The organism is Streptomyces yerevanensis (assembly GCF_000716805.1).
Lineage (GTDB): Bacteria > Actinomycetota > Actinomycetes > Streptomycetales > Streptomycetaceae > Streptomyces > Streptomyces flaveus.
This window is the reverse complement of sequence record NZ_JNWJ01000050.1, coordinates 40,894-61,924: the sequence shown is the minus strand read 5'-3', so window position 1 is coordinate 61,924 and position 21,031 is coordinate 40,894. Positions and strand designations below refer to the sequence as shown.

Here is a 21,031-nt window from a genome sequence, read left to right as displayed (position 1 = left end):
CAAGTCAGCCCGTCCGGCGTTTGAGGACGAGGCCGTTCAGGCCGATGGGGGTCTGGGGCGCAGCCCCAGCGGGGTCCAGGGGCGGAGCCCCTGGTGGGGTTCGGGGCTGGCCCCGGGATGGGACGGGTAGGGGCGGCGGGGGCGAGAAACCCATGGACGCAAGGCCCGCGGCCCGCTCAGGAAGTCGCGGCGAGCCGTTCGCGAACCCGTACGGCCGCCTCGTACGTGTCCCCGACCGGCCGCGTCGCAAGCCGGCCAGGCTCCCGCGTCCAGCGGTCCTCGAGCGCGAACCAGTCGATGGCCTTCGACGCCCGGCCCTCCGCCAGCGCGGCCCGCAGCTCGTCGAAGTACGTCGACCAGCGCAGCCGGTACAGCCCGCCGAGCAGCCCCGACCACTCCCGGTTGGCGTAGTCGCGCAGCCCCGCGTCCGCGCCCTGCCGGGTGCCCCACACCGTCAGCAGCGACAGATTGTCGTACGCCAACTGGTCCCGCTCCTCCTCGTCGGCGCCCCAGGCCCGCGCGTCGGCCACCCAACGCCCCACCAGATGACGGGAGTCGGTGGCCATCAGGGTCTCCAGTACGTCGATCAGCGCGAGCCAGTCGCCGGCCAGCCGGTCCAGCTCGGCGGCGTCCCCGGCGTCGTACGCCTTCTTGATGCGGGGGAGGAGGGCACGACTGCGGTTGGAGGCGGCTTGGCGGGCCACGTCGAGGAGGTCGTAGCGGTATGCGGAGGAGCCGCGAAGTCCCATGGGCATCTTCAGCAGCTCGTCGAGCGCGGGCTCGAAGTCCTCGGCTTTGTACCGGAGTTGCTTGGGCGACCACTTGGCGGCCGACCTGACCGTGAGCGAGGGGCGGGCCCCGAAGAACCCGTCGGCGCCCTCGCTCCACGAGTCGGCGCGGGTCGTGCCGTACGCGGTGCGGCGCAGGATGTCCCAGGCGGCCTCGGCGTGCGGATCGCGCGCTCCGTAGCGTGCGTACGCCCAGTCCCTGAACCACACCTCAAGGTCCAAGTCGCCCTCCTCCCAGGCCAGTTCGGAGAACAGGTCGAAGGCGGCGGGATTGTTGTCGACCGCCTCCGGCATGAGGGCGACACCGCGCAGGGTGCTGCCCTCCTTGGTGCGCCACTTGTTGTACAGCTCGACCCAGTCGGGGGTGTTGGCGCCCATCGTCGTGTGGCCGCCGAAGTTCCAGATGGAGCCGAAGGCGTACGGGGTGTCACCCCAGTCGGCCTCGCGGTCGACGACGGTCGGGAAGCGGTCGGACAGTCCGTCGACAACGAGCATGTGCCGCTTGTCGACGGCGTCGACGATCGCCCTCGGCGGATTGCGCTGCCAGCCGAGGATCACCCAGATCGCCTCCGGATGCGCGGTCAGCAGCGCCTTCTCGACGCCCTTCGCCGCCTCGCCGACCGGTACGTCGCCCGGGTCGCCGCCCTCGTGGAGCAGGTCCATCTTGTAGAGCGTCGAAGGGCCGAACATCTCGTCCTGGACGCGGTAGAAGGTGGCCGCGACCCGCGCGAAGTGGTCGGTGCGCGGGTCCAGCCAGTCGGGCCGCGCGAGGCCCATCCACTCACCCTGTGGTAGGGGCCGCGCGCCCGGATTCCGCTCGGCGAAGCCAGGCGGGACCGTACCGAAGTAGCCGGGGAACACCGGCGTCATGCCCAACTCCCGTACCCGGTCGACGATCCGCCGCCCGAGCGCGGCCCGCGCGTCGAGCAGTTGCCGCGAGACCGGATACGGGAACGCGCTCATGTTCTGCATCAGGAACCACGGTTGATGGGCCGGGCCCGCGATCCATGCCCGCAGCTCCTCGTCCGTGTGCCCGAACTCCTGGAACACCCGGTGGTAGAGCGCGTCCGCGCCGATGTACACCAGCACCTCGTTGTAGCCGTGCAGTGCCAGGATGTCGAGCTCGCGCTCCCAGTACGTCCAGTCGTTGTACGCGCCCGTGTAGCCGTCGTTCGTGTCGTTGAGGACGAAGCGGTGCGGGACGTTGGCCCGGCGGGTGACGGTGTCCTCGAAGCCGGGCAACTGCTCGGGGAGGTCGAGCTGTTCACCGGCCCAGCTGATGTTGGCGTGCGTGATGTGCTTCAAGTACCAGCGCAGTCCAGCGAGTTGGGTACCGGGCGTGGTGCCGCCGATGGTGATCCGCCCGGTGCTGCCCGAGACCTGGAAGGCGTCGGCCCCGGCGGGGCTCGTCGTCTCGAACCGCAACTGCTCCCAGTGCCGCGGCAGTAGCCGCCGCGCCGCCCTGCTCGCTGCGCCGGCCTGAGTCACTGAAGCCCCCTTGGCGTCCGTGGCGGAGGAACTCTTCGCTGGTGCGTTCGAGCAGGCTACGACACCGGCCGATGCGGCAACCGCGATCAGAAACGCACGACGAGCAAGCGGCATTTAGGGTCTCCGATTCCACGGCTGAGGGATGCCGTGGAGAGAGATACCCGACGAGTGAGGACTTGAGCGTGGAAATACGGCCACATGGCGGAGAACGTGTCATGAATGGGCAAGTTGGCCCAAGGGTTTCGCCCCGGGCCCAGCTCCTCGGCCTCAGATCCGGCTGAAGGCCTGGCAAGGCTGGGCGTTCGGCAGACGGCCGGTGAAGAAGGAGGTGGGCGGAACGCCCATCAGGGTGCGGAAGTCGGATGTCATGTGGGACTGGTCGTAGTACCCGGTGGCGGCGGCGAGCTGGGCCCAGGACGTGGTGGCGGCATGGGTGAGCACATGCCGCACGCGGCCTATGCGCGCGTAGTGCTTGGGGGACACGCCGACTCCCTCGGAGAACAGGTTGCGCAGCTGCCGCTCGCTGACGGCGAGGCGACGCGCCAAGTCCTGCACCTGGGAGGGGACATGGTCCGCGTCCGTCGACAGCGCTTCGACGGCAGCCCGCAACAGCTCACGCCGCGAGCGGTCCGTGGCGGCGGACAGCCGGTCCGGCAGCACCTCTGCCAAGTGGCCCACCACATCCTCGGCCTCCAACCACCGCAACTCGTTCGCAAGTTGCCGGGCCGAGGTGTCAGGAAGGTCCCTCAGGCGTACGACCCGCCCGACGAGATCGACCGCCGCAACGCCGAGCAACGGCCGCGCCGTACCCGGCCCGAGCCGAACCTGCACACAGGACACGGGCCGCTTGCTCGCGTGATACAAGGCACGGGTGCGCGGCCCGACGACAACCGTGTCTCGACGCCCGTTCTCCTCGACCCTGACCACCAAATTCGTCGCCGTGTCCGGGACGTGGGTGAACGGCTCACGCGACTCACTGTCGACCGACCCGAAGCCGATGTCGGCGATCCAGGGTCGCAACGCGTCAGGGGTGGGAAGAGTGCGCTCGGCAAGGAAGTTGGTCACCCTTCCACCGTAATCGCGCCGGACCGCCGCACGGCCGCCCGAACCGTGCCGGAATTTCCTAGAGACCCCCACCACCGGCCCGGCACGGTGGTGCCCATGATCCTCGTAACCGGTGCCACGGGCACCATCGGCAGTGAAGTCGTACGACAACTCGCCGAACGCGGCGAGAAGGTCCGCGCCCTGACTCGCGACCTCTCGAAGATGAAGGCGCCCAACGGGGTGGAGGTGGCACGAGGGGACTACCTCGACCCCGCGTCCGTCGATGCCGCGCTGTCCGGTGCCACGGCCGTCTTCCTGGTCGGCGTCCTGGGCCCGGACGACGCGGACCGCGACCGGGCCCTGGTCGCGCAGGCCAAGGCGGCGGGCGTACACCGCATCGTGAAGCTCTCCGCGATCGGCACCGGCGACCCCGCCATCGGCAGGGTCGGCTCCTGGCATCTCCCGGGCGAACAGGCCGTAAAGGAAAGTGAGTTGGAGTGGACGGTGCTGCGGCCCTCGTCCTTCGCCTCGAACACCCTGAGCTGGGCCGAACCCATCCGCGCGGGCAGGCCCGTGCCGAACATGACCGGCGACGGACTCCAGGGCGTCATCGACCCGCGCGACGTCTCCGAGGCCGCCGTCGAGGCCCTGCTCTCCGCGCGGCACGCGGGCCACACCTACACGCTGACCGGCCCCGAGGCGATCAGCGTCCCCGACCAGGCCGCGATCCTCGGCGAGGTACTCGGCCGCCCGGTCGACACCGTGGACCTCACTCCGGACCAGTCCCGCGCCCAGCTGACCGAGTGGGGCATGGACGCGGCGTACGTGGAGGGGGTCATGGCCGGCAGCGCGTACGTGCGTATGGGCGGCAACGCCGTCGTCACGGAGGGCGTACGGCAGGTGCTGGGCCGGCAGCCGCGTACGTACCAGGAGTGGGCGGAGGACCACAGGACGGCCTTCGGCGAGGTCTGACGCGCGGCGGGGCGTGGAGCGGGGCACGCCTCCCGTCTCCACGCCCGCGCTCCACTTCCCACGCGCCTGCCGCATCCGCCTCAGCCGTACACCTCCGCACGCTCCTCGGCCTTCTCCGGCTCCGGCGTGGACGACGCGCGTCCCGGCCGGAGCGTCACCGCCGCGAGCACCAACCCCGCCGCCACGATCCCCGTACCGACGGTGAACGCCAGCCGGTGGCCGTCGGCGGTCGCCGCGACCAGGGCCTCGCCCTCGCCCAGGAGTCCGTCCGTGCGGCTCGCCGCCAGCGTCGTGAGCACCGCGAGACCGAGCGAACCACCCACCACCTGCGTGGTGTTGAACAGGCCGGAGGCCAGGCCCGCGTCCTCCTCCAGGACACCTGACATCGCGAGCCCGGTCACCGCGGGCAACGCCGCCGCGAACCCGGCGGAGAGCAGCAGCATCGCGGGCAGCACGTCCGTCACGTACGAACCGTCGACCGGTGCGCGGCTCAGCAGCGCCATCCCGGCCGTGATCAGCACGAGCCCGGCGAGCAGCACCCGGTACGGGCCGAAGCGTCCGATGGTCCGCGCGGACAGGCCCAGCATCAGGATCCCGATCAGGACGGGCGCGGGCAGGAACGCCGTGCCGGTCATCAACTCGCTGTAGCCCAAGACCTGTTGGAGGTAGAGCGCGCCGATGTACTGGAAGCCGAACATCGCCGCGATCATCAGGATCTGCACTCCGTTCGCGCCGGTGAGCAGCCGCGAGCGGAACAGCCGCAGCCGCAGCAGGGGACGCTCGGCCCGTGCCTGCCACGCGGTGAAGGCGACGAAGAGGGCGAGCGAGACCGCGGCCAGTGCGAGCGTGCCGCCGAGACCTCGGTCGCCGGCGCCGACGATCGCGTACACGGTCAGCATCAGTGCGCCGGTGACCAGCGCGGCGCCCGGGTAGTCGGCGCCCCTGCCGAGCCCGGCGCCGCGGTCGGGGGCGAGGATCCGCAGCGCGGCGAGCCACGCGACCACCCCGATCGGCAGGTTGATGAGGAAGATCCAGTGCCAGCCGATCGCCTGGGTCAGCGCTCCGCCGAGGAATGTGCCGAGCGCGCCGCCCGCCGCACCGACGGCGCTGAACACCGCGATGGCCTTGGCCTGTTCGCGCGGCTCGGGAAAGAGCGCGACGAGCATGCCCAGCACCACGGCCGAGGTCATCGCCCCGCCGACGCCCTGCAGCGCCCGCGCCGCGATCAGCGTCCCCTGGCTGGTGGCGACCCCGCACAGCACCGACGCCGCGGTGAACACGACCAGCCCCGCGGTGAACATCCGCTTGCGGCCGACCAGGTCACCGAGCCGCCCCACGAGCAGCAACAGCCCGCCGAAGGGGATCAGATACGCGTTCACGACCCATGCGAGGCCTGGCCCCGAGAAACCGAGGTCGCTCTGGATCGCGGGCATCGCGACGGTCACGATGTTGCCGTCCAGGATCGTCATCAAGGTGCCCGCGCACAGGACGACGAGGGACGCCCAACGGGAATACGTTCGCTCTGTGCGTGAGCCGAAAAGTGACTCATTCCGGGACTTGCTCCGGGACGACATGGCCACGGCCTCCGTATCGCTGCTGGATGTTCCATAGGTGCACGACTTGTAACGGGGAACATCGTGAGTGACCATGAAGACCGGCGTAAGGAGGCACTTCAATGTCCCAGGGGAACACCGGTGTTACTCCGCAGGTCGTGCACGCGGAGGGGTGTCCGGTCCGCGAAGTTCTTGACAGGGTCGCGGGCAAATGGAGTGTGATGATCATCGTGGCCGCCGCGCACGGCCCGATCCGCTTCACGGAACTGGAGCGCAGCATCGAGGGCATCAGCCGCCGCATGCTCACGCTGACCCTGCGCAACCTGGAGCGCGACGGACTCCTGACGCGCACCGTCCACCCGACGGTTCCGCCGAAGGTCGAGTACGAACTCACGCCCGTGGCCCGCGAGTTGTACACCAGCCTGCTGGGCCTGACCGACTGGGCGGAACGGCACCGCGTCACGATCGCCGAGTCTCGCGCGGCGTACGACGCCAAGCACCGGCCGGAGCTGCTGGACGCCTAGCCCGGGGGCCAGTTGAACGCCTACACGCGACGGATCAGAGGCCGAACAGTCGAGGATCCGTGGCCAGAGCGCGGAAGTACTCGCGTGGGTCCGCGACCAGCTTGCGTTCCTTGAGGTCCATCAGGCCGCCGGTGGCCGTGATTTCGGCGGCGACCGTGCCGTCGGTCTTGCGTATCTGCTGCTCGACGCGGAAGATCTTGGACTCGTCCATGTGGAAGTCGCACGTCACCTCGACTTCGTCGCCCGCCCGCAGCTCCCGCTTGTAACGGATGGTCGTCTCCAGCGTCACCGGGCCCACCCCCTTGGCTATCAGGCTCTCCTGGCTGACTCCGGCGGCCTGCACTAACGACCAGCGGGCGTGCTCCGCGTAGTTCAGATACACACTCTGGTTCAGATGGCCCAGGACGTCGGTCTCGTATCCACGGACGGTCACATGGACGGAAAACGGTCCCGACGCTGCTGTCGCTTCTGGCACGGCTTCCCCTTCTCGACGGTTGTGATCACCAGCTTGGCATGCCCGGCTCACACGCGTCGCGGCGAGGTGAAGTCACACCCGTCGCGGTGAAGCCAGCAGATAGCGCGCTCGGGTACGAGGCTCCGTGTACTCCCCGACCTGCCAGCCCGCCTTCTCCAGCGTGGCCGCACAGCCTTGCCGCGACTCGGCGTCCGGCACGTGCACCGCGACCGCCTCCGGCTGCGGTGTCGCACGCACCCGGTAGCCGTCGGCGTCAGCCCCGGCGGGCCGGTGCCCCGCCGCCTCCAGCGCGAGCGCGGCGGCCTGCACCAGATGCGTACGCTCCCATCCGCACGGCCGGTCCACGGCGCCGTCCGGATTGGTCATCCTCCGCAGCTCCAGGAGCCCCTGCCAGGCGCTGTGCACCTCACGTATGCGCCCGGGCCCCGTATCGATGCTCTCCTTGCCGCCGATCCGGGCGGCGAACACACCGGTACCGGCGGGCGCACGACTGGCGGCGTCCTCGGCGGCGGGGACACTGGCGACCTCGGCCTCCGCAGCCCCTTCCTCACGTATCCGATGCCCGGCCGGTGTCAGAAAGTGGTTGTGCGGCGGCCGGGGATGCCGAAAGGCGAGCCCCCGCTTCACCAGCGCCGCGAGCTGGCTCTCCGTACCCCTGAGCCGCCCCGTCACGGGATCGGCGGCATCGATGACACGCCGCTGCGCGGCGGTCGGCGGTCGTGTCACGGCGTGCTCCTCCCCGAATCCGGCTCCACTTGATCAGTGAGCCCATTCGAAGACTACGACCCGCCTCTGACACCAGGGGGCTTCTGATGGACCTCCGCGGCGTCACGGAGATCCATCAGAAGCCCCTGCCCTTTCGTCCGTCACCCGCCCATTCGTCCTTCGCCCGTCACAACTCGCGAGCCCACCGCTCCAACTCCTCGAAGTCCCGCTCCCGCAGCCCCTTGCGCGGATCGATCGGCAGCAGGAGCGCCGCCGCGTCATGATGCGCGGCGACATGCCGTACGTCGAGGTCGGTGATCATGTCGTCGACCCACACGAAAGGCCGGCCGGCAGCCCACGCCACGACGTGCCGCGTCTTCCAGTACAGACCCTCGGGGTCCCTGACGAACAACTCGGGCCACTCGATCACCGGCAGATCGCCCGGCAGCCCGATCACCGGCGCGATCACCTCGTTGGCATCGTGCATCCAGGTCGTGGCCCACGCCAGCTCGTACGGCAACGCCATCAGCCGCGCCCCATGCCCCGGATTGAGCCGCACCCGCAAGCCTCGCCGCAGCCGCCGCGACCCCGGCGCCTGCCGTGCGGACCAGTTCGCGGGATGCAGCCGCCGCGTCACATACCCGCGCGGTCGGACGAACCGCGCGCCGTGGGGATTGAGCGGTCCGTCGACGTCGAGGAGCAGCAGAGGTCGGTCAGTCATGCGAAGAGAGTTACCCAGACCAACCGGGCATGTACCCACAGGAGTTACTGCCAAGAACCCCTACTGCCGATTACTGCCGATACCCGCTCAGGAACCGCCCGATCCGCCCGATCGCCGCGTCCAGGTCGTCGACGTACGGGAGGGTGAGGATGCGGAAGTGGTCGGGGCGGGGCCAGTTGAAGCCGGTGCCCTGGACCACCTGGATCTTCTCCTGCAGCAGCAGGTCGAGGACGAACTTCTCGTCGTCGTGGATCTTGTGCACCTGGGGGTCGATGCGCGGGAACGCGTACAGCGCGCCCTTCGGTTTCACGCAGGAGACGCCCGGGATCTCGTTGAGCTTCTCCCAGGCGCGGTCGCGCTGTTCGCGCAACCTGCCCCCGGGCGCGGTGAGTTCGCGGATGGACTGACGGCCGCCGAGCGCGGCCTGGATGGCGAACTGGGCGGGCGCGTTGGCGCACAGCCGCATGGAGGCCAGCATCGTCATGCCCTCGAGGTAGTTGCGGGCGTGCTGGCGCGGGCCCGTGACGACCATCCAGCCGGAGCGGAAACCCGCCACGCGGTACGTCTTGGACAGTCCGCAGAAGGTGAGGACCACCAGGTCGGGGGCGAGGGAGGCTACCGAGTGGTGCACGGCGTCGTCGTACAGGATCTGGTCGTAGATCTCGTCGGCGAAGACCATCAGGCCGTGCCGGCGCGCGAGGTCGAGGATGCCCTCGATGATCTCCTTCGGATAGACCGCGCCCGTCGGGTTGTTGGGGTTGATGATGACGACGGCCTTGGTACGGTCCGTGATCTTGGCCGCCATGTCGTCCAGGTCCGGGTACCAGTCGGCCTGTTCGTCGCAGAGGTAGTGCACCGCCTTGCCGCCCGCGAGCGTCGTCACCGCCGTCCAGAGTGGGAAGTCCGGGGCGGGGATGAGGATTTCGTCGCCGTCCTCGACCAGCGCCTGGACCGCCATCGAGACGAGTTCCGAGACGCCGTTGCCGAGGAAGACGTCGTCCACGCCGACCTCCAGGCCCAGGTCCTGGTAGCGCTGGGCGACGGCGCGGCGGGCCGAGAGGATGCCGCGCGAGTCGGTGTAGCCGTGTGCCTGCGGCAGCATGCGGATCATGTCCTGGAGGATCTCCTCCGGCGCCTCGAAGCCGAAGAGCGCCGGGTTGCCGGTGTTCAGCCGGAGCACGCTGTGGCCCGCCTCCTCCAGGGCGTTCGCGTGCTCGATTACCGGACCCCGGATCTCGTAACAGACCTCGCTGAGCTTGCTCGACTGCCGGAACTCCATGCGGTGCGCACCTCCAGGTTGGTGTGTTGCTTGGTTTTACCAAGTACCAGCTTGGAAAGTCCAACAACATGTCTAGACTGCGTCGCATGTCACCACGCCGAAGCTACGACCAGTACTGTTCCGCTGCCCGGGCCCTCGACGCCGTCGGTGACCGCTGGACCCTCCTGATCGTGCGCGAGCTCCTCGCCGGTCCGCGCCGCTACACCGACCTGCACGCGGACCTGCCCGGCGTGAGCACGGACGTCCTCGCCTCCCGGCTCAAGGACATGGAACGGGACGGGCTGGCCACCCGGCGTCGGCTGCCCCCGCCGGGAGCGGCCTTCGTGTACGAACTCACCGACCGCGGACGCCAGTTGCTCCCCGTCCTGCAGGCGCTGGGCGAGTGGGGCGCGCCCCTGCTCCAGGAGCGGCGGCCCACCGACGCGGTGCGTGCGCACTGGTTCGTGCTGCCGTTGCTGCGCTGCCTGACGGGACTTGGCGAGGGGGTCGTACAAGTACAGCTGGAGGAAGGGGAGTTCTACGTATGCCTTGGCGCCGGGGACGACGGACCGGTCTACGGGGAGGGGGCCGCGCCCGAGGAGCCCGATGCCCGGCTCGCGCTCGACTCGGGGACGTGTACGGCACTCGCCGGGGGCGGCCTGACACTACGGGAAGCGATACGGGCCGGGCGTGTCGAAGTGGCGGGCGACAGGCCGCTGGCCAAGGAGCTACGAGACATTTGAGGGCACGGCGTCATCCTTCCAGCCCACGGCAGTTCAGGCTGCCCCCAGCGGATTCGGCACCCGTGCCCAGATGTCCCCCGGCCGCTCCGGTGAGAGCCGCATCAGCGTCAGTGCCTTCGTGGGCAGCGGTCCGTCCAGCAGGACCGCCAGGTCGGGCGTGCGCGGCAGGTCGCGTACGGCCGTGGAGAGAGCCTCGCCGAGCGCCGCACTCGAACCCGCCGTCGCCCCCAGCGTGCCCGTGACGAGCGAGCCGAACAGCTTGCGGCGCAGGGTGGTCTCGTCGTCCGTGATCAGCCGCCCTGACAGGTCCGGGGCCGGGATGCCATGGCGGGCGAGGCGGGCCGGACTGATGCGGATGTCGGCAAGGTCGCGGTAGATCAGGCGGGTCGGGGCGCCCGAGGGGGAGAGCACCACGAGAAGATTCTGGCCGTGGGCCTCCAGCGCCACGCCCAGCTCCAGCAGCCGCAGACACACCGTCAGCGCGAGCCGCGTGAACTCGGCCATCCAGGAAGGGGATTGGGCCAGGCCGGTCATGGTGAGTGCGGCGACCGGCACCACCCGCTCGCCCTCCGCCGCGTACATCTCAGGCGCCTCGCGCACCGCGGCCGCGAGATCGGGTGTGTGGGCGGTGGCCGCCCCCAGGGTGCGCGTGATGTGAAGGAGACCGTCCAGGCGAGCGGCGACGGAGTCCAGGAATGCCGACACCGTCGCGGCCGTCTCGATCGAGTACACCGAGATGTCCCGCACCGCCGACGTCAGCCGGGCGCTCAGCGCGGTCTTGATGTGCGGCCCGCCGGGCGCGGCGTCGGCGAGGGTGCGCAGCGACATGAGCGGGTGGGCGGTGATACCGGACTCGCCCACCAGCTGCTCGTCCTTCAGCACATGCCGGGCCTGCCACGGATGCACCGGGATCAGTACCCGCCCGGCCTCCCGGTATGGCCACTCTCCCGCCACCAGACAGGCCTCCTCCGGCGCGGCGACCAGGCCCAGCTCGACCACCGGTCGGTGCTCGGGCGCGTACGCCAGCTGCTCCGCCACCGAAAAGCCCGGCCGGGAACGGCAGTTGGGGTGGAAGGGATGCCCGTCTACGATCCGCTGCTCCCACTCCCAGGTCGCGGAAGGTGCGTCAAGGGGCGGCTGATCGGCGCGGGACAGGGCCAACGAGGCGACGCTGTGGTCGAGTTCGGCGGCGAAGGCGTCACCGTGCGGAAGGGAGAGAGCGGTCATGAGTGCGGCCGGGTGGTCATACGCCGAACCGTCCAGCTCAACCTCCGTAACAGAGGCGGCAGTTCCGTACGCATCCGAGTGCGGCCCGTGCAGCCGGCGGCCGTCGGCCAGATGGAGCGTCAGACCCTCGCGCCCCTGCTCCCGTCGCGTGATCCACGGCAGCGGCTCATGGGCGAGACCACGCCACAGCCGGGTCAGCACGGCCGCCCGGGCGCCCGGCAGCTCGGCGGCGTACCGCGACAGCAGAGAGGGGCATGCGGTACGCAGCTCGGCGGCGAGGTCGGACTCGGCCTCGGCCGGGGTGGGGGGATGGTGCACGGGGTGGCTCCTCGGGTGTGGGGACGGCGTCGGGACCGGGTACTACGACCGGGTACTACGGCAGACATACTGATCGTCAGCACCCGTATGGAACGAATGGATCGCGTGGAACCCATGCTCCCCAGGCCTCCCAGGGACGACGTCGCAGAGGCCGCCGACGCGTACGCGGCAGCGCCGCTGCTCAATTGTCTGCTGCGGGAGGTGGCCGAGCCCGCACCGGGGTCCGGTGAGCGGCCCGTGTACCGGCTTCCTGCCGGGGGACGGCTGCTGCGGGTACACGGCGGACGCCGACCCACCGAGCCGGAGGTCTACGCCGCCGGGGCCTGGCACCGCCTCACCCACGCCGAGCTGGTCAAACTCACCGCCGACGAGCTGCGCCGGCACACCGGCCTTGTCAACTCCGAGCTGCCCGCCGAGATGATCGACAGCCGGGAGGCGGTGGCGGCGCTCCTCGTCGCACGTGAAGGGGCGACCCCGCCCGAGGACCCGTATCAGCGCTCCGAGCAGTCCCTGATCACCGGGCACCCCTACCATCCCGCGCCCAAGGCCCGCGGCGGCGGCCCGGTCGCCGGCTGGCTCCCGTACGCCCCCGAGGCGTACGCCCGCTTCCCCCTTGTCCTTCTCGGGGTGTGCGAGGACGTTGTCGTCGAGGAGGGCGACCTGCGGGCGATCGACGCGCTGGGCCAGGCCCCTCCCGGCTACCGGCTTCTCCCCGCCCACCCCTGGCAGCTCGACCTGATCGGCAGCCGACCGGAGATCCGCGACGCCTTCGCCGACGGCCGCCTCGTACGACTCGGCCACTCCTCGTCCCCGGCCTGGCCCACCGCGGCCATCCGCACGGTGTACGACCCTGCCGCCGACCTCTTCCTGAAATTCAGCCTCGACGTCCGCATCACCAACGACATCCGCCGTCTCTGGCGTCACGACCTCCTCGCGCTCCGCCGCACGGACGCGGCGGTCACCTCGGCGTTCGCGGACGTGGACGGCCCCGCGGCCTGGCTGAGCGACCGCGGCTACCGCACCGCGAGCTTCGCCTTCGAGGAACTCGCCGTCCTCGTACGCGACGGCCTGCAAGGCCACGTCCTCCCCGGCGCCACCCCCTTGCTGGCGGCGGCCCTCACGGAAGGATTCGACGGCAGCCCGCTGGGCTCCCTCGCCGACCCGGCCGCCTGGTGGACGGCGTACGTGCGTCAAGTCGTCCCGCCCGCACTGGAGTTGTTCGCCCGGCACGGTGTCGTACTCGAAGCGCATCTGCAGAACACGGTGGTGGCCGTGGACGACTCCGGTCTGCCGGTGCAGGCGCTGTTCCGGGACGCCGAGGGCGTGAAACTGCTGCCCGACGTCACGCGCGCCGCCGGGTGGGAGCGACTGGTGTACTGCCTCCTCGTCAACAACCTCCTTGAGATCGCGGGGGCGTTGGAGGAGCGGTATCCGGGGGTGGAGCTCTGGCCTGCCGTACGACGGGAGCTGAGGCGTTACGAGCCGGGGCTGCCCGAGGCGGGGGAGCTGCTCCGGGCTCCCACGCTGCCCGGCAAGACGAACCTGCTGCTGCGGTGGACGGGAGCGGACGGGGCGGACGCCCGGTATCTGCCGCTGGCCAATCCCTTGCTGTAGGGGGCGGAGACCGCGGTTGCCCGTTAATGCCGGTGGGTGCGGTGACCCGTTGATTTGCAGTGGCCGGTGTGCTGCGCGAAGTGACCGCCGACCGATACGTGACCCCGCTGAGGTCCGGCGGCTCCGTGCCCGGAGTCGTCGAGGCCGACGACCTGGGGACAGGGTGAGGGTCTTCAACTGTTGGCGGTTTTGCTGCGTTTTCCTGCGTGAACCGGGCGTGGTCGGTCGGGTGCCGTGTCTTTGTGCGGGTGTCGGTCGTTAGGCCGATCGGGTGCGGGGATGTGCCCCACTCGAGGACCGGACAGGGGGTGGCGGGCGTGGGACGGTTGGTGGCGACGGCGACGTGCACCGCCTTCGGTGGCGTGGTCGAGAGCAGCGGTGAGCGGGTCAGCCAGGCCCTGCTGTACGAGCGGGTGGGGTATCTCGCTGGGTTGAGCCGCGAGCTGACCCGGGTGCTGGTGGCGTCCCGGTGGGACGAGGCCTCGCTGCAGGTGCTGGCCGCCGGCCTCGACGGGCAGGGTGAGAAGCTGCCCTCCAAGGGGTGGATGGCGCTGCGCCGCCTGGGCTGGGCGGGGGCCGCCGCGCCGGCTGCGGGGGTGTATGTGTCGGACCGGGTGCGGCGGGGTGCGGAGGAGTACGCGGCGCGCACCCTGCGGCTGGCGCTGCACCGGCGCACCTTGCTGGCGGCCGTGCTGGCCACCTGGCCCGCCGATCCCTTCCGGCGTACCGGGGCGGAGTGGACGGCGCTGCGGGCGCTGCTGCCGACCGGGGTCAGCAGTGCGGAGATCCGCAACCGCACCCGGCAGGTGCGTGCGTATCTGGCCGAGCACGGGAAGCTGCCCGCCGGGTTGTGCGAGCTGGAGGAGCCGCCCGAGATCGCCGCGCAGGTGCTGCTGGCCGCGATGGACCGCCAGCAGGTCACCCTGCAGCGGGTGGACGCGGGGCTGGCCCGGCTGCGGGTGAAGCTCCCGCTGTGCCAGGCCCCCGCCTCGGGCCGGGACTGGGCCTGGCATGCGATCGACCTGCGGCTGCCTGCCACCGTCGGCCCGGAGGCGGTGCTGCACACCCCCACCCTGCGTCCCACCCGGTCCGGGCGGATCGCGGTGGACCTGCCGCACTCCCGGCCCACGGCCGTGGCCCCGGCCGTCGGGCACACCCTGGCGGTCGGCTTCGACTGGGGCATCAACACGCTGCTCACCGGCACCCTCGGTCGACTGACCGGACAGGCCACTACGGCGCGGGTGGTCACCGACGGCCGCCCGCTGCTCTTCGACGCCACCGCGATCAGCGCGAAACTGCACCGGCTGCGCGGCCACCGCGAACACCTCGCCACCCGACGCGACCACTACCAGGCCCTCGCCGACGGACTCGGCTCCCCGCACCTGGCCTGGGCCGCACTGCTGGACAAAGCCGAAGTGCTTCAGGTCGAGCATGAGCGGGTGTGTGCCCGCATCCGCCACCTGAACCAGGCGCTGGCCTGGTCGGCGGCCCGCTGGGCCGTCGACCAGAGCGCCGCACTCGGCGCCACCGTCATCTACCTGGAAGACCTGGCCACCCTGGAGGCGCGCGGCAAACGCAAAGGCAACGCCCGGCTGTCCGGGCAGGTCCGCGGCATGGTCGTTGAGGCGATCCGGCACCTGGCCGCGAAGGCGGGCATCGCGGTGGTCACCGTCCCCGCGCGGGGCACCTCCGCCCGCTGCCCCGGCTGCCTGGGTCCGCTGGGACATCATCCCGCCCCGGACCGGCTCGCCGAGCGCGGCTGGACCTGGGCGCACTGCCCCGGCTGCCACCTGTCCCTGGACCGGGATCACGCGGCCGCCCGCCGGATCGTCTCCCGCGGCCTGCTCGCCCAGGCCCACACCAGCACCGACCGCGCCACCGGCAACCGCACCCTCCGCACCGTGATGGAGGGCACCGTCACCGCGGTGCGCCGGCCGAAGAAGACCACCCGCCGGCTGCGCCGCGCCCGCCGACAGGCGGCCGTGCCACCCCGCCCGGCCGGGCCGAAGACCACCCCCGGCAAGATGCGCCCCACCCCCAGCAGGCCGGCCGGCCCGCAGGTGAGGCGCACCCGCACCCCGCGCCCTACCGGACAGCAGGCCCCGGCCACGGTCCAGGGCCTGGCTGTGCAGACTTCCCGCCGTATGCCCGAGGCGCGTACGGTCCCCGCCACCACCCCCCTCGGGGTGGTCCAGCGTCCGGCGGGGCATGACACCCAGACACCAGCCCATACCGGGCCGGTGCCAGGTCATGGAGTACCCGCACCCGACAACCGGCCGGAGCCTGCTCCGGCCGGGCGGGGGCGGCTCTCCCGCGGAACCTGTCGGCGGCGCACCTGCGCCGCCGGGCGGGCCGGCTTCCACCACGCGCACGCCACCGAGGTCCACCCCCTCACCCCGAGGTTCGGACCCCACAAAGGCGACCGCACACGGCCACGCCGCGCCCGAAAAACCTGAAACCCTCAGGCACACACAGAGTTCCCGAGACGCTCCAGCCACCGCTCGTAGGTGGGAACCAGTGCGTCCCACGGATTTCGAGGCGTTGTCCCCGTCATTGCGTTGTCTGGTCTTCCTCATGATGCTGTGTCATGTTGCCCAACGGTGTCCGTTTTCCGGGCAAAGGGCTATGTCGCATGCTCGACTCAACCAGCGGTCGGTCGGGTGAGCCATACTCCGCTGATGCGGAGCCATACGTGTGCGTGCACACCCGGTGCGCTCTGCCGAGATACCGGCGCAGGCATGGACACCCTCAACGAGGACCCGAACAGTCCCGACCGTCTGGGCCTGGGCGCAAGTTACTTGCACCGCATCACAGTTGACGGCATGTGAACCGTCATGCACTCCTCTATGCTCGGCTCCGTTCGAGCGAATGATGACCGGCGGGCGCCCAGATCGCCGGGAGGGGAACGTGAGAGAGCGCGTGATATCCGGAGATGGCGATCACCAGGCGGCGACGCGTGCGGAACGCGCATCAGGACGGCTGATCGCCGGTCGCTATCTGCTCCACGACGTCCTCGGCAGAGGCGGCATGGGCACGGTCTGGCGCGCGCACGATCAGCTGCTGGACCGTCCGGTCGCGGCCAAGGAACTGCATATCCTCACCCACGGCGACGAGGAGCACCGCGTTCGGATGCGCCGCGCGATCCGTGAGGCGCGCGCGGTCGCACGGGTGCCGCACCCGCACGTGGTGGGCGTCCACGATCTGGTCGAGTACGAGGACCGGCTGTGGATCGTCATGGAACTCGTCGAAGGCCCCTCGCTGGCCCAACGGATCACCGAGAGCGGACCGCTGACACCCCAGCACACCGCCGCACTGGGTCTGCAACTGCTCGACGCGCTGGAGGCCGTGCATGCGGCCGGCACCCTGCACCGCGACGTGAAACCGGCCAACGTACTGCTGCGCCGTGACGGCAACGCCGTCCTGACCGACTTCGGCATCGCGGCCCTGGACGACGGCGAGTTCCTGACGACCACCGGCGAACTGGTCGGCTCCCTGGAGTTCATGGCGCCGGAGCGGGTGATGGGATCGGAGGTCGGACCGGCCTCCGACCTGTGGTCACTGGGCGCGACCCTGGCCACGGTCTGCGGCGGTCAGTCCCCGTTCCGCAGACCGGCGCGGCCCGCGACGCTCCACGCGGTGGCGTACGAGCAACCCCTCCTGTCCGAGCGGCTCGGCCCGCTGCGCCCGATCGTCGAGGCACTGCTGGGCAAGTCCCCGGAGGAGCGCCCGCCGGCGGCGGTCGTACGTTCCGCGCTGCGGCACGTCGCGGCGGGGGAGGTGGACGCCGGGCCGCTGCCGTCGGCAACAATGCGCGTGGGGCGTCCTTCGGTGTCGTTCACCGACGCCGATACCGTGACCAGTGGCCGGGGTGTCATCCCGGCCGGGGAGACCGTGCCGACTTCGCGGCACACCACATCACTCAAGCCCGCGCACCAGCCCTCGTCCCGCCCAAGAGGGCCGAAGCGGCTGTTGTGGACGATGGCCGGCGTGGTCGTGCTGGCAGCGGGCGTGGGGGGCGGTCTCTTCCTCACCGGGGTGCTGCCGCCCAAGGAGGCCCCGAAGACGACGACCACCAGTCAGGTGATCCAGTCCACAGCCGGCTGGCAGGGGATCACCGAGGTGTCCGTCCAGCGGGGCGACCGCGTCAGCGTGTCCGCTTCGGGAGAGTGGACGGTCGACCACCGGAGCAAGCCCATGACCGGGCCGGCCGGTTACGGCGCGGCCATCGACAGGTCGCTGGACTTTGCGAAGAACTGCAAGGTCAAGTCCACCTCGCCGTTCGGCACCCTGCTGGGACGCCTGGTGGGTGCAAAGGACTTCCCCGTCCACGTCGTTGGGCGGGGGATGGCTTTCAAGGCGTCCGGGGACGGCACCCTGCAACTGCGGATCAACGACGGTGACGGGACCTGTCTCGAGGACAACCGGGGCACGGTGACCGTACAGGTGAGCGTCACGCCTCAACCCTGACGGGCGCCACATCGGTGATCGCCACGTGGCGCACATGTTCTGCTCGGACGGCGCAGTCGTTCAAGTGCCCGCTATACCGATCTTCTTAGGCTACGGAGGTAGGGGCGGACCTGGGCCGTTGTGGGCCCGGCGCAGACGAAAGACGAGAAAGTCGTGGACCAAGAGAATTCCACCGGTGCAGTCGCCATCGCTCGTGCCCGTACCGACGCAGGTACGGACATCCTCAGCGAGGCGATCGGGAGTGTGCGGATCGGGCGCGCCCGGGCCTGCCGGGTCAGGGGGTCGGGCTCTTGGGGCATGCGATTTCCTGCCTTTGCGGGCAGCGGCTTCCACATCCTCCTGCGGGGCAGCGCATGGCTGATCACGGCCAACGGCCGGCCACGCGCGCTCAAGGCGGGCGATGTCGTCCTCACCCCGTTCGGGGCCGAGCGTGGACTGAGCCACGCACCATGCCTGCTCCAGGACTTGCGGCCGGTGGTCTCGCACGACCCCGGTCCGGCCGACGTCGACATCCTCTGCGGCGCCTACTGGCTCGACCATGGACAAGTACATCCCTTCCTCAGAGCGTTACCTGAGGTCATCGCGGTGTCGGCGGACTGTGGCCCCACCTCACAACTGCGGTCGCTGGCCAATCTCCTGGCTGTGGACGTGTCCGACACTCAACCCGGGAGCAGGGCGACCCGTGCTGCGCTCCTGGACCTGCTGTTGACTCATGTCCTGCGCCAGTGGCTGGAGCAGAATCGTGACGGGGACGGGCAGGAGATCGGCGATCCGGCCATCGCTGTCGCGCTGCGTGAGATCCACACGAGCCCGCACAAGCCGTGGACGGTACAGCAGCTCGGCGAGACCGTGGGAATGTCGCGGACAGCGTTCACCAAACGATTCACCGCGCTGGTCGGAAAACCTCCCATGACATACCTGACGAATTGGCGCCTGAGTTACGGCGCCCGGCTGCTCCGGGAAACCAAGGCGCCGCTGGCGGCGATCGCCCGCCAGGTCGGCTACTCGACGGAATTCGCGTTCGGAGCCGCCTTCCGCCGCGAGTACGGCATTGCGCCCGGACGTTTCCGTGACCGCTCCCAACGGGACGAGCCCGTTGCCGTAAATGCGTGAAGGCAACACTGATGTTGAACTACGGCCTTGACCTCTCCCGCGTAGAACACGACCTTGCTCTGCCCGACTTGGTGACTGAAGGCGATGAGCTGGACGCCCTGATATCAGCGCAGACCGACTGGTCCATTCCTACGCCGGCGGCGGGGTGGACGATTGCCCACCAGATCGCTCATCTTGCCTCAGCTGATGCGAACGTCCTCATCGCCATACGGACCCCGGACGCCTTTGACGCTGTGCTGAAGCAGGCAGAAGCCGCCGGCAGCACATACGCCGATCTCGATGCCGCCGCGGGAGCGGCCAAGCCGCGATCAGTGCTGCTGGAACAATGGCGCGTCGGCCGAACCGAGGTGGCAGCGGCGCTACGTGACATTCCACTGGACCATGGATTTCCGTGGTACGGCTCGCAGTTGACCGCTGCGCTCATGGTGCCGCTTCGCCTCATGGAAACGTGGGCTCACGGGCAGGACATTTTCGATGCACTGGGCGTCTCACGCCGTCCCACGGGTCGGCTCCGGCATGTGGCCTCGTTGGGAGTGATAGGGCGAGAACTGTCGTTCTATGCCGCCCAGTTGCCTGTTCCGGCAGAGCCGTTCCGTGTCGAGCTGACTGGTCCCGACGGCCAAACCTGGGTATGGGGCCCGGAAGATGCCATGCAGCGGGTTCAGGGCAGTGCCCTCGACTTCTGCCTTCGAGTCACCCAGCGCAGGTCCCGAGCCGAAACCGACCTCACGGCGGTCGGCAAGGACGCGCAGAAATGGCTTGATATCGCTCGTGTTTTCCTCTGAAGGGGCAAGTAGCGATCTGCCGATCGAGCTACTCAACAACACCACCAGTGCAACCGAGATGCGTCAAGTGAAGAGGCAGAGCGTCAAAATCGATGGGCAGCAGATTACTTACCTGGAGAGCCCGGCCGACCAGGGCAGTGACGATGACCGCACGGTCATCTTCGTTCACGGAAACTCGTCTTCGGCCAGGACCTGGCTTCCGGTGATGACTGGTGATTTCGGCCGGCGGTTCCGCTGCCTTGCGCTGGACCTGCCCGGTCACGGGCAGTCCGAGCCGGCCAGAGACCAGGCCGACTATTCGCTGCCGGGATACGCGGCCGTGCTCATCGGATTCGCGAAGGAACTCGGTGCCTCCGACGCGGTCGTCGTCGGCTGGAGCATGGGCGGGCAGATCGTGATGGAGGCCGCGCCTGAGCTGTCGGACGCGTGCGGCTTCGTCGTTTTCGGCGCGCCGCCGGTCGCGTCGCCTGCGCAGATGGCGGAGGCGTTCCTGCCGAACCCGGCGATGGGCGCCCTCTTCAGTGCGCACGTCAGCGAATCCGAGGCAAAGCTGGCCGCGGCGACCTTCACTGCGCCTGGTTCGCCGCTGGACACCGGCGACTTCGTAGCCGACATCCTGGCCACTGACGGCGCGGCGCGCGCCGGGCTCGGTTCCAGCGCCGGGGCGGGCCGGTTCGCGGATGAGATCGCGATCGTCTCAGCGCTCCGCCGGCCGCTGGCCATCGTGCAGGGCGCGGACGAGCAGCTGGTCAGCCTTGACTACATGCGAAAGCTGAACATTCCCGCGCTGTGGCGCGGCGAGGTTCAGGTGATCCCCGGCGTCGGCCATGCTCCGCACCAAGAGGCACCGCAGCAGTTCACCGACCTGCTGACAGAGTTCATCGGTGACCTCAGCCACGAAAAGTGACCGGCAACGCGCCGCTGCTCGGAACCTGCCGCACTCTGGCAGTGGGCGGTGGCCCCGAAGGACGGTTTCCACGTGCTGCGGCACACCTGTGCCTCGATCATGCTGGAGGCCGGAGAGTCCGTCGTGACCTTGGCGCGGCGGCTCGGGCACTCCTCGCCTGCGGTCACCCTTGGTTACTATGCTCGCTTCATGCCGGAGGCCGGAAGCAAGGGGCGCAACGCCATCGACGGACTGCTCGGGAAGCGGGGAGAAGCGCATGCTGGTCGGAGCTCCCCAGATTCTCCCCAGGGCCGTTGACGGGTGATTCCCGCTGCCGCGCCCTTCTGAAG

At 70.0% G+C, this 21,031-nt stretch carries 18 protein-coding genes and 1 pseudogene; 11 read left to right on the top strand and 8 right to left on the bottom strand.

The genetic code is table 11. The features are described from left to right. Positions 1-176: 176 nt before the first annotated feature. Together OP79_RS37230 and OP79_RS37225 are read right to left on the bottom strand one after the other, a co-directional pair. On the bottom strand, positions 177-2,390 hold the full coding sequence (locus tag OP79_RS37230; RefSeq protein WP_033326810.1) for an alpha-N-acetylglucosaminidase: 2,214 nt from the start codon (positions 2,388-2,390) through the stop codon (positions 177-179). 153 nt (positions 2,391-2,543) lie between these two features. Next, positions 2,544-3,341, bottom strand: coding sequence for an AraC family transcriptional regulator (locus OP79_RS37225; RefSeq protein ID WP_033326808.1), 798 nt, complete (start codon positions 3,339-3,341; stop codon positions 2,544-2,546). A gap of 96 nt (positions 3,342-3,437) precedes the next feature. Between OP79_RS37225 and OP79_RS37220 the strand changes: the two genes are divergently transcribed. Next, positions 3,438-4,292, top strand: coding sequence for an SDR family oxidoreductase (locus OP79_RS37220; protein ID WP_033326806.1), 855 nt, complete (start codon positions 3,438-3,440; stop codon positions 4,290-4,292). Positions 4,293-4,372: 80 nt separating this feature from the next. On the opposite strand, the gene OP79_RS37215 is transcribed toward OP79_RS37220, so the two are convergent. Next, positions 4,373-5,866 carry an MFS transporter gene (locus OP79_RS37215; protein WP_051745202.1) on the bottom strand — a complete coding sequence of 498 codons (1,494 nt, stop codon included), beginning with the start codon at positions 5,864-5,866 and terminating at the stop codon, positions 4,373-4,375. A gap of 101 nt (positions 5,867-5,967) precedes the next feature. Here OP79_RS37215 and OP79_RS37210 point away from each other — a divergent pair, with 101 nt between their 5' ends. After that, complete coding sequence (locus OP79_RS37210) at positions 5,968-6,369, top strand: winged helix-turn-helix transcriptional regulator (protein ID WP_033326804.1); 402 nt, start codon at positions 5,968-5,970, stop codon at positions 6,367-6,369. 34 nt (positions 6,370-6,403) lie between these two features. On the opposite strand, the gene OP79_RS37205 is transcribed toward OP79_RS37210, so the two are convergent. The 4 genes from OP79_RS37205 to OP79_RS37190 all read right to left on the bottom strand — a co-directional run bounded on the left by OP79_RS37205 (position 6,404) and on the right by OP79_RS37190 (position 9,549). Beyond that, positions 6,404-6,844, bottom strand: coding sequence for an acyl-CoA thioesterase (locus OP79_RS37205; RefSeq protein ID WP_033326802.1), 441 nt, complete (start codon positions 6,842-6,844; stop codon positions 6,404-6,406). A gap of 72 nt (positions 6,845-6,916) precedes the next feature. Next, the gene (locus OP79_RS37200; protein ID WP_033326801.1) at positions 6,917-7,570 is read right to left on the bottom strand and encodes a hypothetical protein; all 654 of its coding nucleotides are present in this window, start codon (positions 7,568-7,570) and stop codon (positions 6,917-6,919) included. 166 nt (positions 7,571-7,736) lie between these two features. Continuing rightward, complete coding sequence (locus OP79_RS37195) at positions 7,737-8,270, bottom strand: hypothetical protein (RefSeq protein ID WP_033326797.1); 534 nt, start codon at positions 8,268-8,270, stop codon at positions 7,737-7,739. Positions 8,271-8,340: 70 nt separating this feature from the next. After that, positions 8,341-9,549: a pyridoxal phosphate-dependent aminotransferase gene (locus OP79_RS37190; RefSeq protein WP_033326795.1), complete on the bottom strand. Its 1,209-nt coding sequence runs from the start codon at positions 9,547-9,549 to the stop codon at positions 8,341-8,343. An 86-nt stretch (positions 9,550-9,635) separates the two neighbouring features. Here OP79_RS37190 and OP79_RS37185 point away from each other — a divergent pair, with 86 nt between their 5' ends. Further along, a complete protein-coding gene (locus tag OP79_RS37185) occupies positions 9,636-10,271 on the top strand; it encodes a winged helix-turn-helix transcriptional regulator (protein ID WP_033326793.1) in 636 nt (211 codons plus the stop codon). 33 nt (positions 10,272-10,304) lie between these two features. Here the strand turns inward: OP79_RS37185 and OP79_RS37180 are convergent, their stop codons facing one another. Then, positions 10,305-11,816, bottom strand: coding sequence for an IucA/IucC family protein (locus OP79_RS37180; protein ID WP_033326791.1), 1,512 nt, complete (start codon positions 11,814-11,816; stop codon positions 10,305-10,307). 96 nt (positions 11,817-11,912) lie between these two features. Here OP79_RS37180 and OP79_RS37175 point away from each other — a divergent pair, with 96 nt between their 5' ends. The 8 genes and pseudogenes from OP79_RS37175 to OP79_RS52575 all read left to right on the top strand — a co-directional run bounded on the left by OP79_RS37175 (position 11,913) and on the right by OP79_RS52575 (position 20,999). Next, entirely contained in the window at positions 11,913-13,430 is a 1,518-nt protein-coding gene (locus OP79_RS37175; protein WP_033326788.1) for an IucA/IucC family protein, read from the top strand. Positions 13,431-13,498: 68 nt separating this feature from the next. Beyond that, positions 13,499-13,591 (top strand): annotated as a pseudogene (locus OP79_RS58650) (HipA family kinase); the annotation flags it as partial. Between the two features lie 156 nt (positions 13,592-13,747). Next, positions 13,748-15,886, top strand: a complete 2,139-nt coding sequence (locus OP79_RS37170; protein WP_157857422.1) for a zinc ribbon domain-containing protein — start codon at positions 13,748-13,750, stop codon at positions 15,884-15,886. 451 nt (positions 15,887-16,337) lie between these two features. Next, positions 16,338-17,897 (top strand): serine/threonine-protein kinase, encoded by a 1,560-nt coding sequence (locus tag OP79_RS37165; RefSeq protein ID WP_157857421.1) that lies wholly within the window; start codon positions 16,338-16,340, stop codon positions 17,895-17,897. Positions 17,898-18,017: 120 nt separating this feature from the next. Further along, a complete protein-coding gene (locus OP79_RS37160) occupies positions 18,018-19,010 on the top strand; it encodes an AraC family transcriptional regulator (protein WP_245685583.1) in 993 nt (330 codons plus the stop codon). Positions 19,011-19,021: 11 nt separating this feature from the next. Then, on the top strand, positions 19,022-19,795 hold the full coding sequence (locus OP79_RS37155; RefSeq protein WP_033326786.1) for a TIGR03084 family metal-binding protein: 774 nt from the start codon (positions 19,022-19,024) through the stop codon (positions 19,793-19,795). Beyond that, on the top strand, positions 19,770-20,702 hold the full coding sequence (locus OP79_RS37150) for an alpha/beta fold hydrolase (protein ID WP_157857420.1): 933 nt from the start codon (positions 19,770-19,772) through the stop codon (positions 20,700-20,702). Before OP79_RS37155 ends, OP79_RS37150 begins: the two co-directional genes overlap by 26 nt. 48 nt (positions 20,703-20,750) lie before the next feature. Next, positions 20,751-20,999, top strand: a complete 249-nt coding sequence (locus tag OP79_RS52575; protein WP_342669573.1) for a tyrosine-type recombinase/integrase — start codon at positions 20,751-20,753, stop codon at positions 20,997-20,999. Positions 21,000-21,031: the final 32 nt, after the last annotated feature.

Bases quoted from the DNA above. Each gene is read 5' to 3' on its own strand.
- OP79_RS37230 (WP_033326810.1), bottom strand. From the start codon at position 2,390: ATGCCGCTTGCTCGTCGTGCGTTTCTGATCGCGGTTGCCGCATCGGCC.
- OP79_RS37220 (WP_033326806.1), top strand. From the start codon at position 3,438: ATGATCCTCGTAACCGGTGCCACGGGCACCATCGGCAGTGAAGTCGTA.
- OP79_RS37215 (WP_051745202.1), bottom strand. From the start codon at position 5,866: ATGTCGTCCCGGAGCAAGTCCCGGAATGAGTCACTTTTCGGCTCACGC.
- OP79_RS37210 (WP_033326804.1), top strand. From the start codon at position 5,968: ATGTCCCAGGGGAACACCGGTGTTACTCCGCAGGTCGTGCACGCGGAG.
- OP79_RS37195 (WP_033326797.1), bottom strand. From the start codon at position 8,270: ATGACTGACCGACCTCTGCTGCTCCTCGACGTCGACGGACCGCTCAAT.
- OP79_RS37190 (WP_033326795.1), bottom strand. From the start codon at position 9,549: ATGGAGTTCCGGCAGTCGAGCAAGCTCAGCGAGGTCTGTTACGAGATC.
- OP79_RS37185 (WP_033326793.1), top strand. From the start codon at position 9,636: ATGTCACCACGCCGAAGCTACGACCAGTACTGTTCCGCTGCCCGGGCC.
- OP79_RS37175 (WP_033326788.1), top strand. From the start codon at position 11,913: ATGGATCGCGTGGAACCCATGCTCCCCAGGCCTCCCAGGGACGACGTC.
- OP79_RS37155 (WP_033326786.1), top strand. From the start codon at position 19,022: ATGTTGAACTACGGCCTTGACCTCTCCCGCGTAGAACACGACCTTGCT.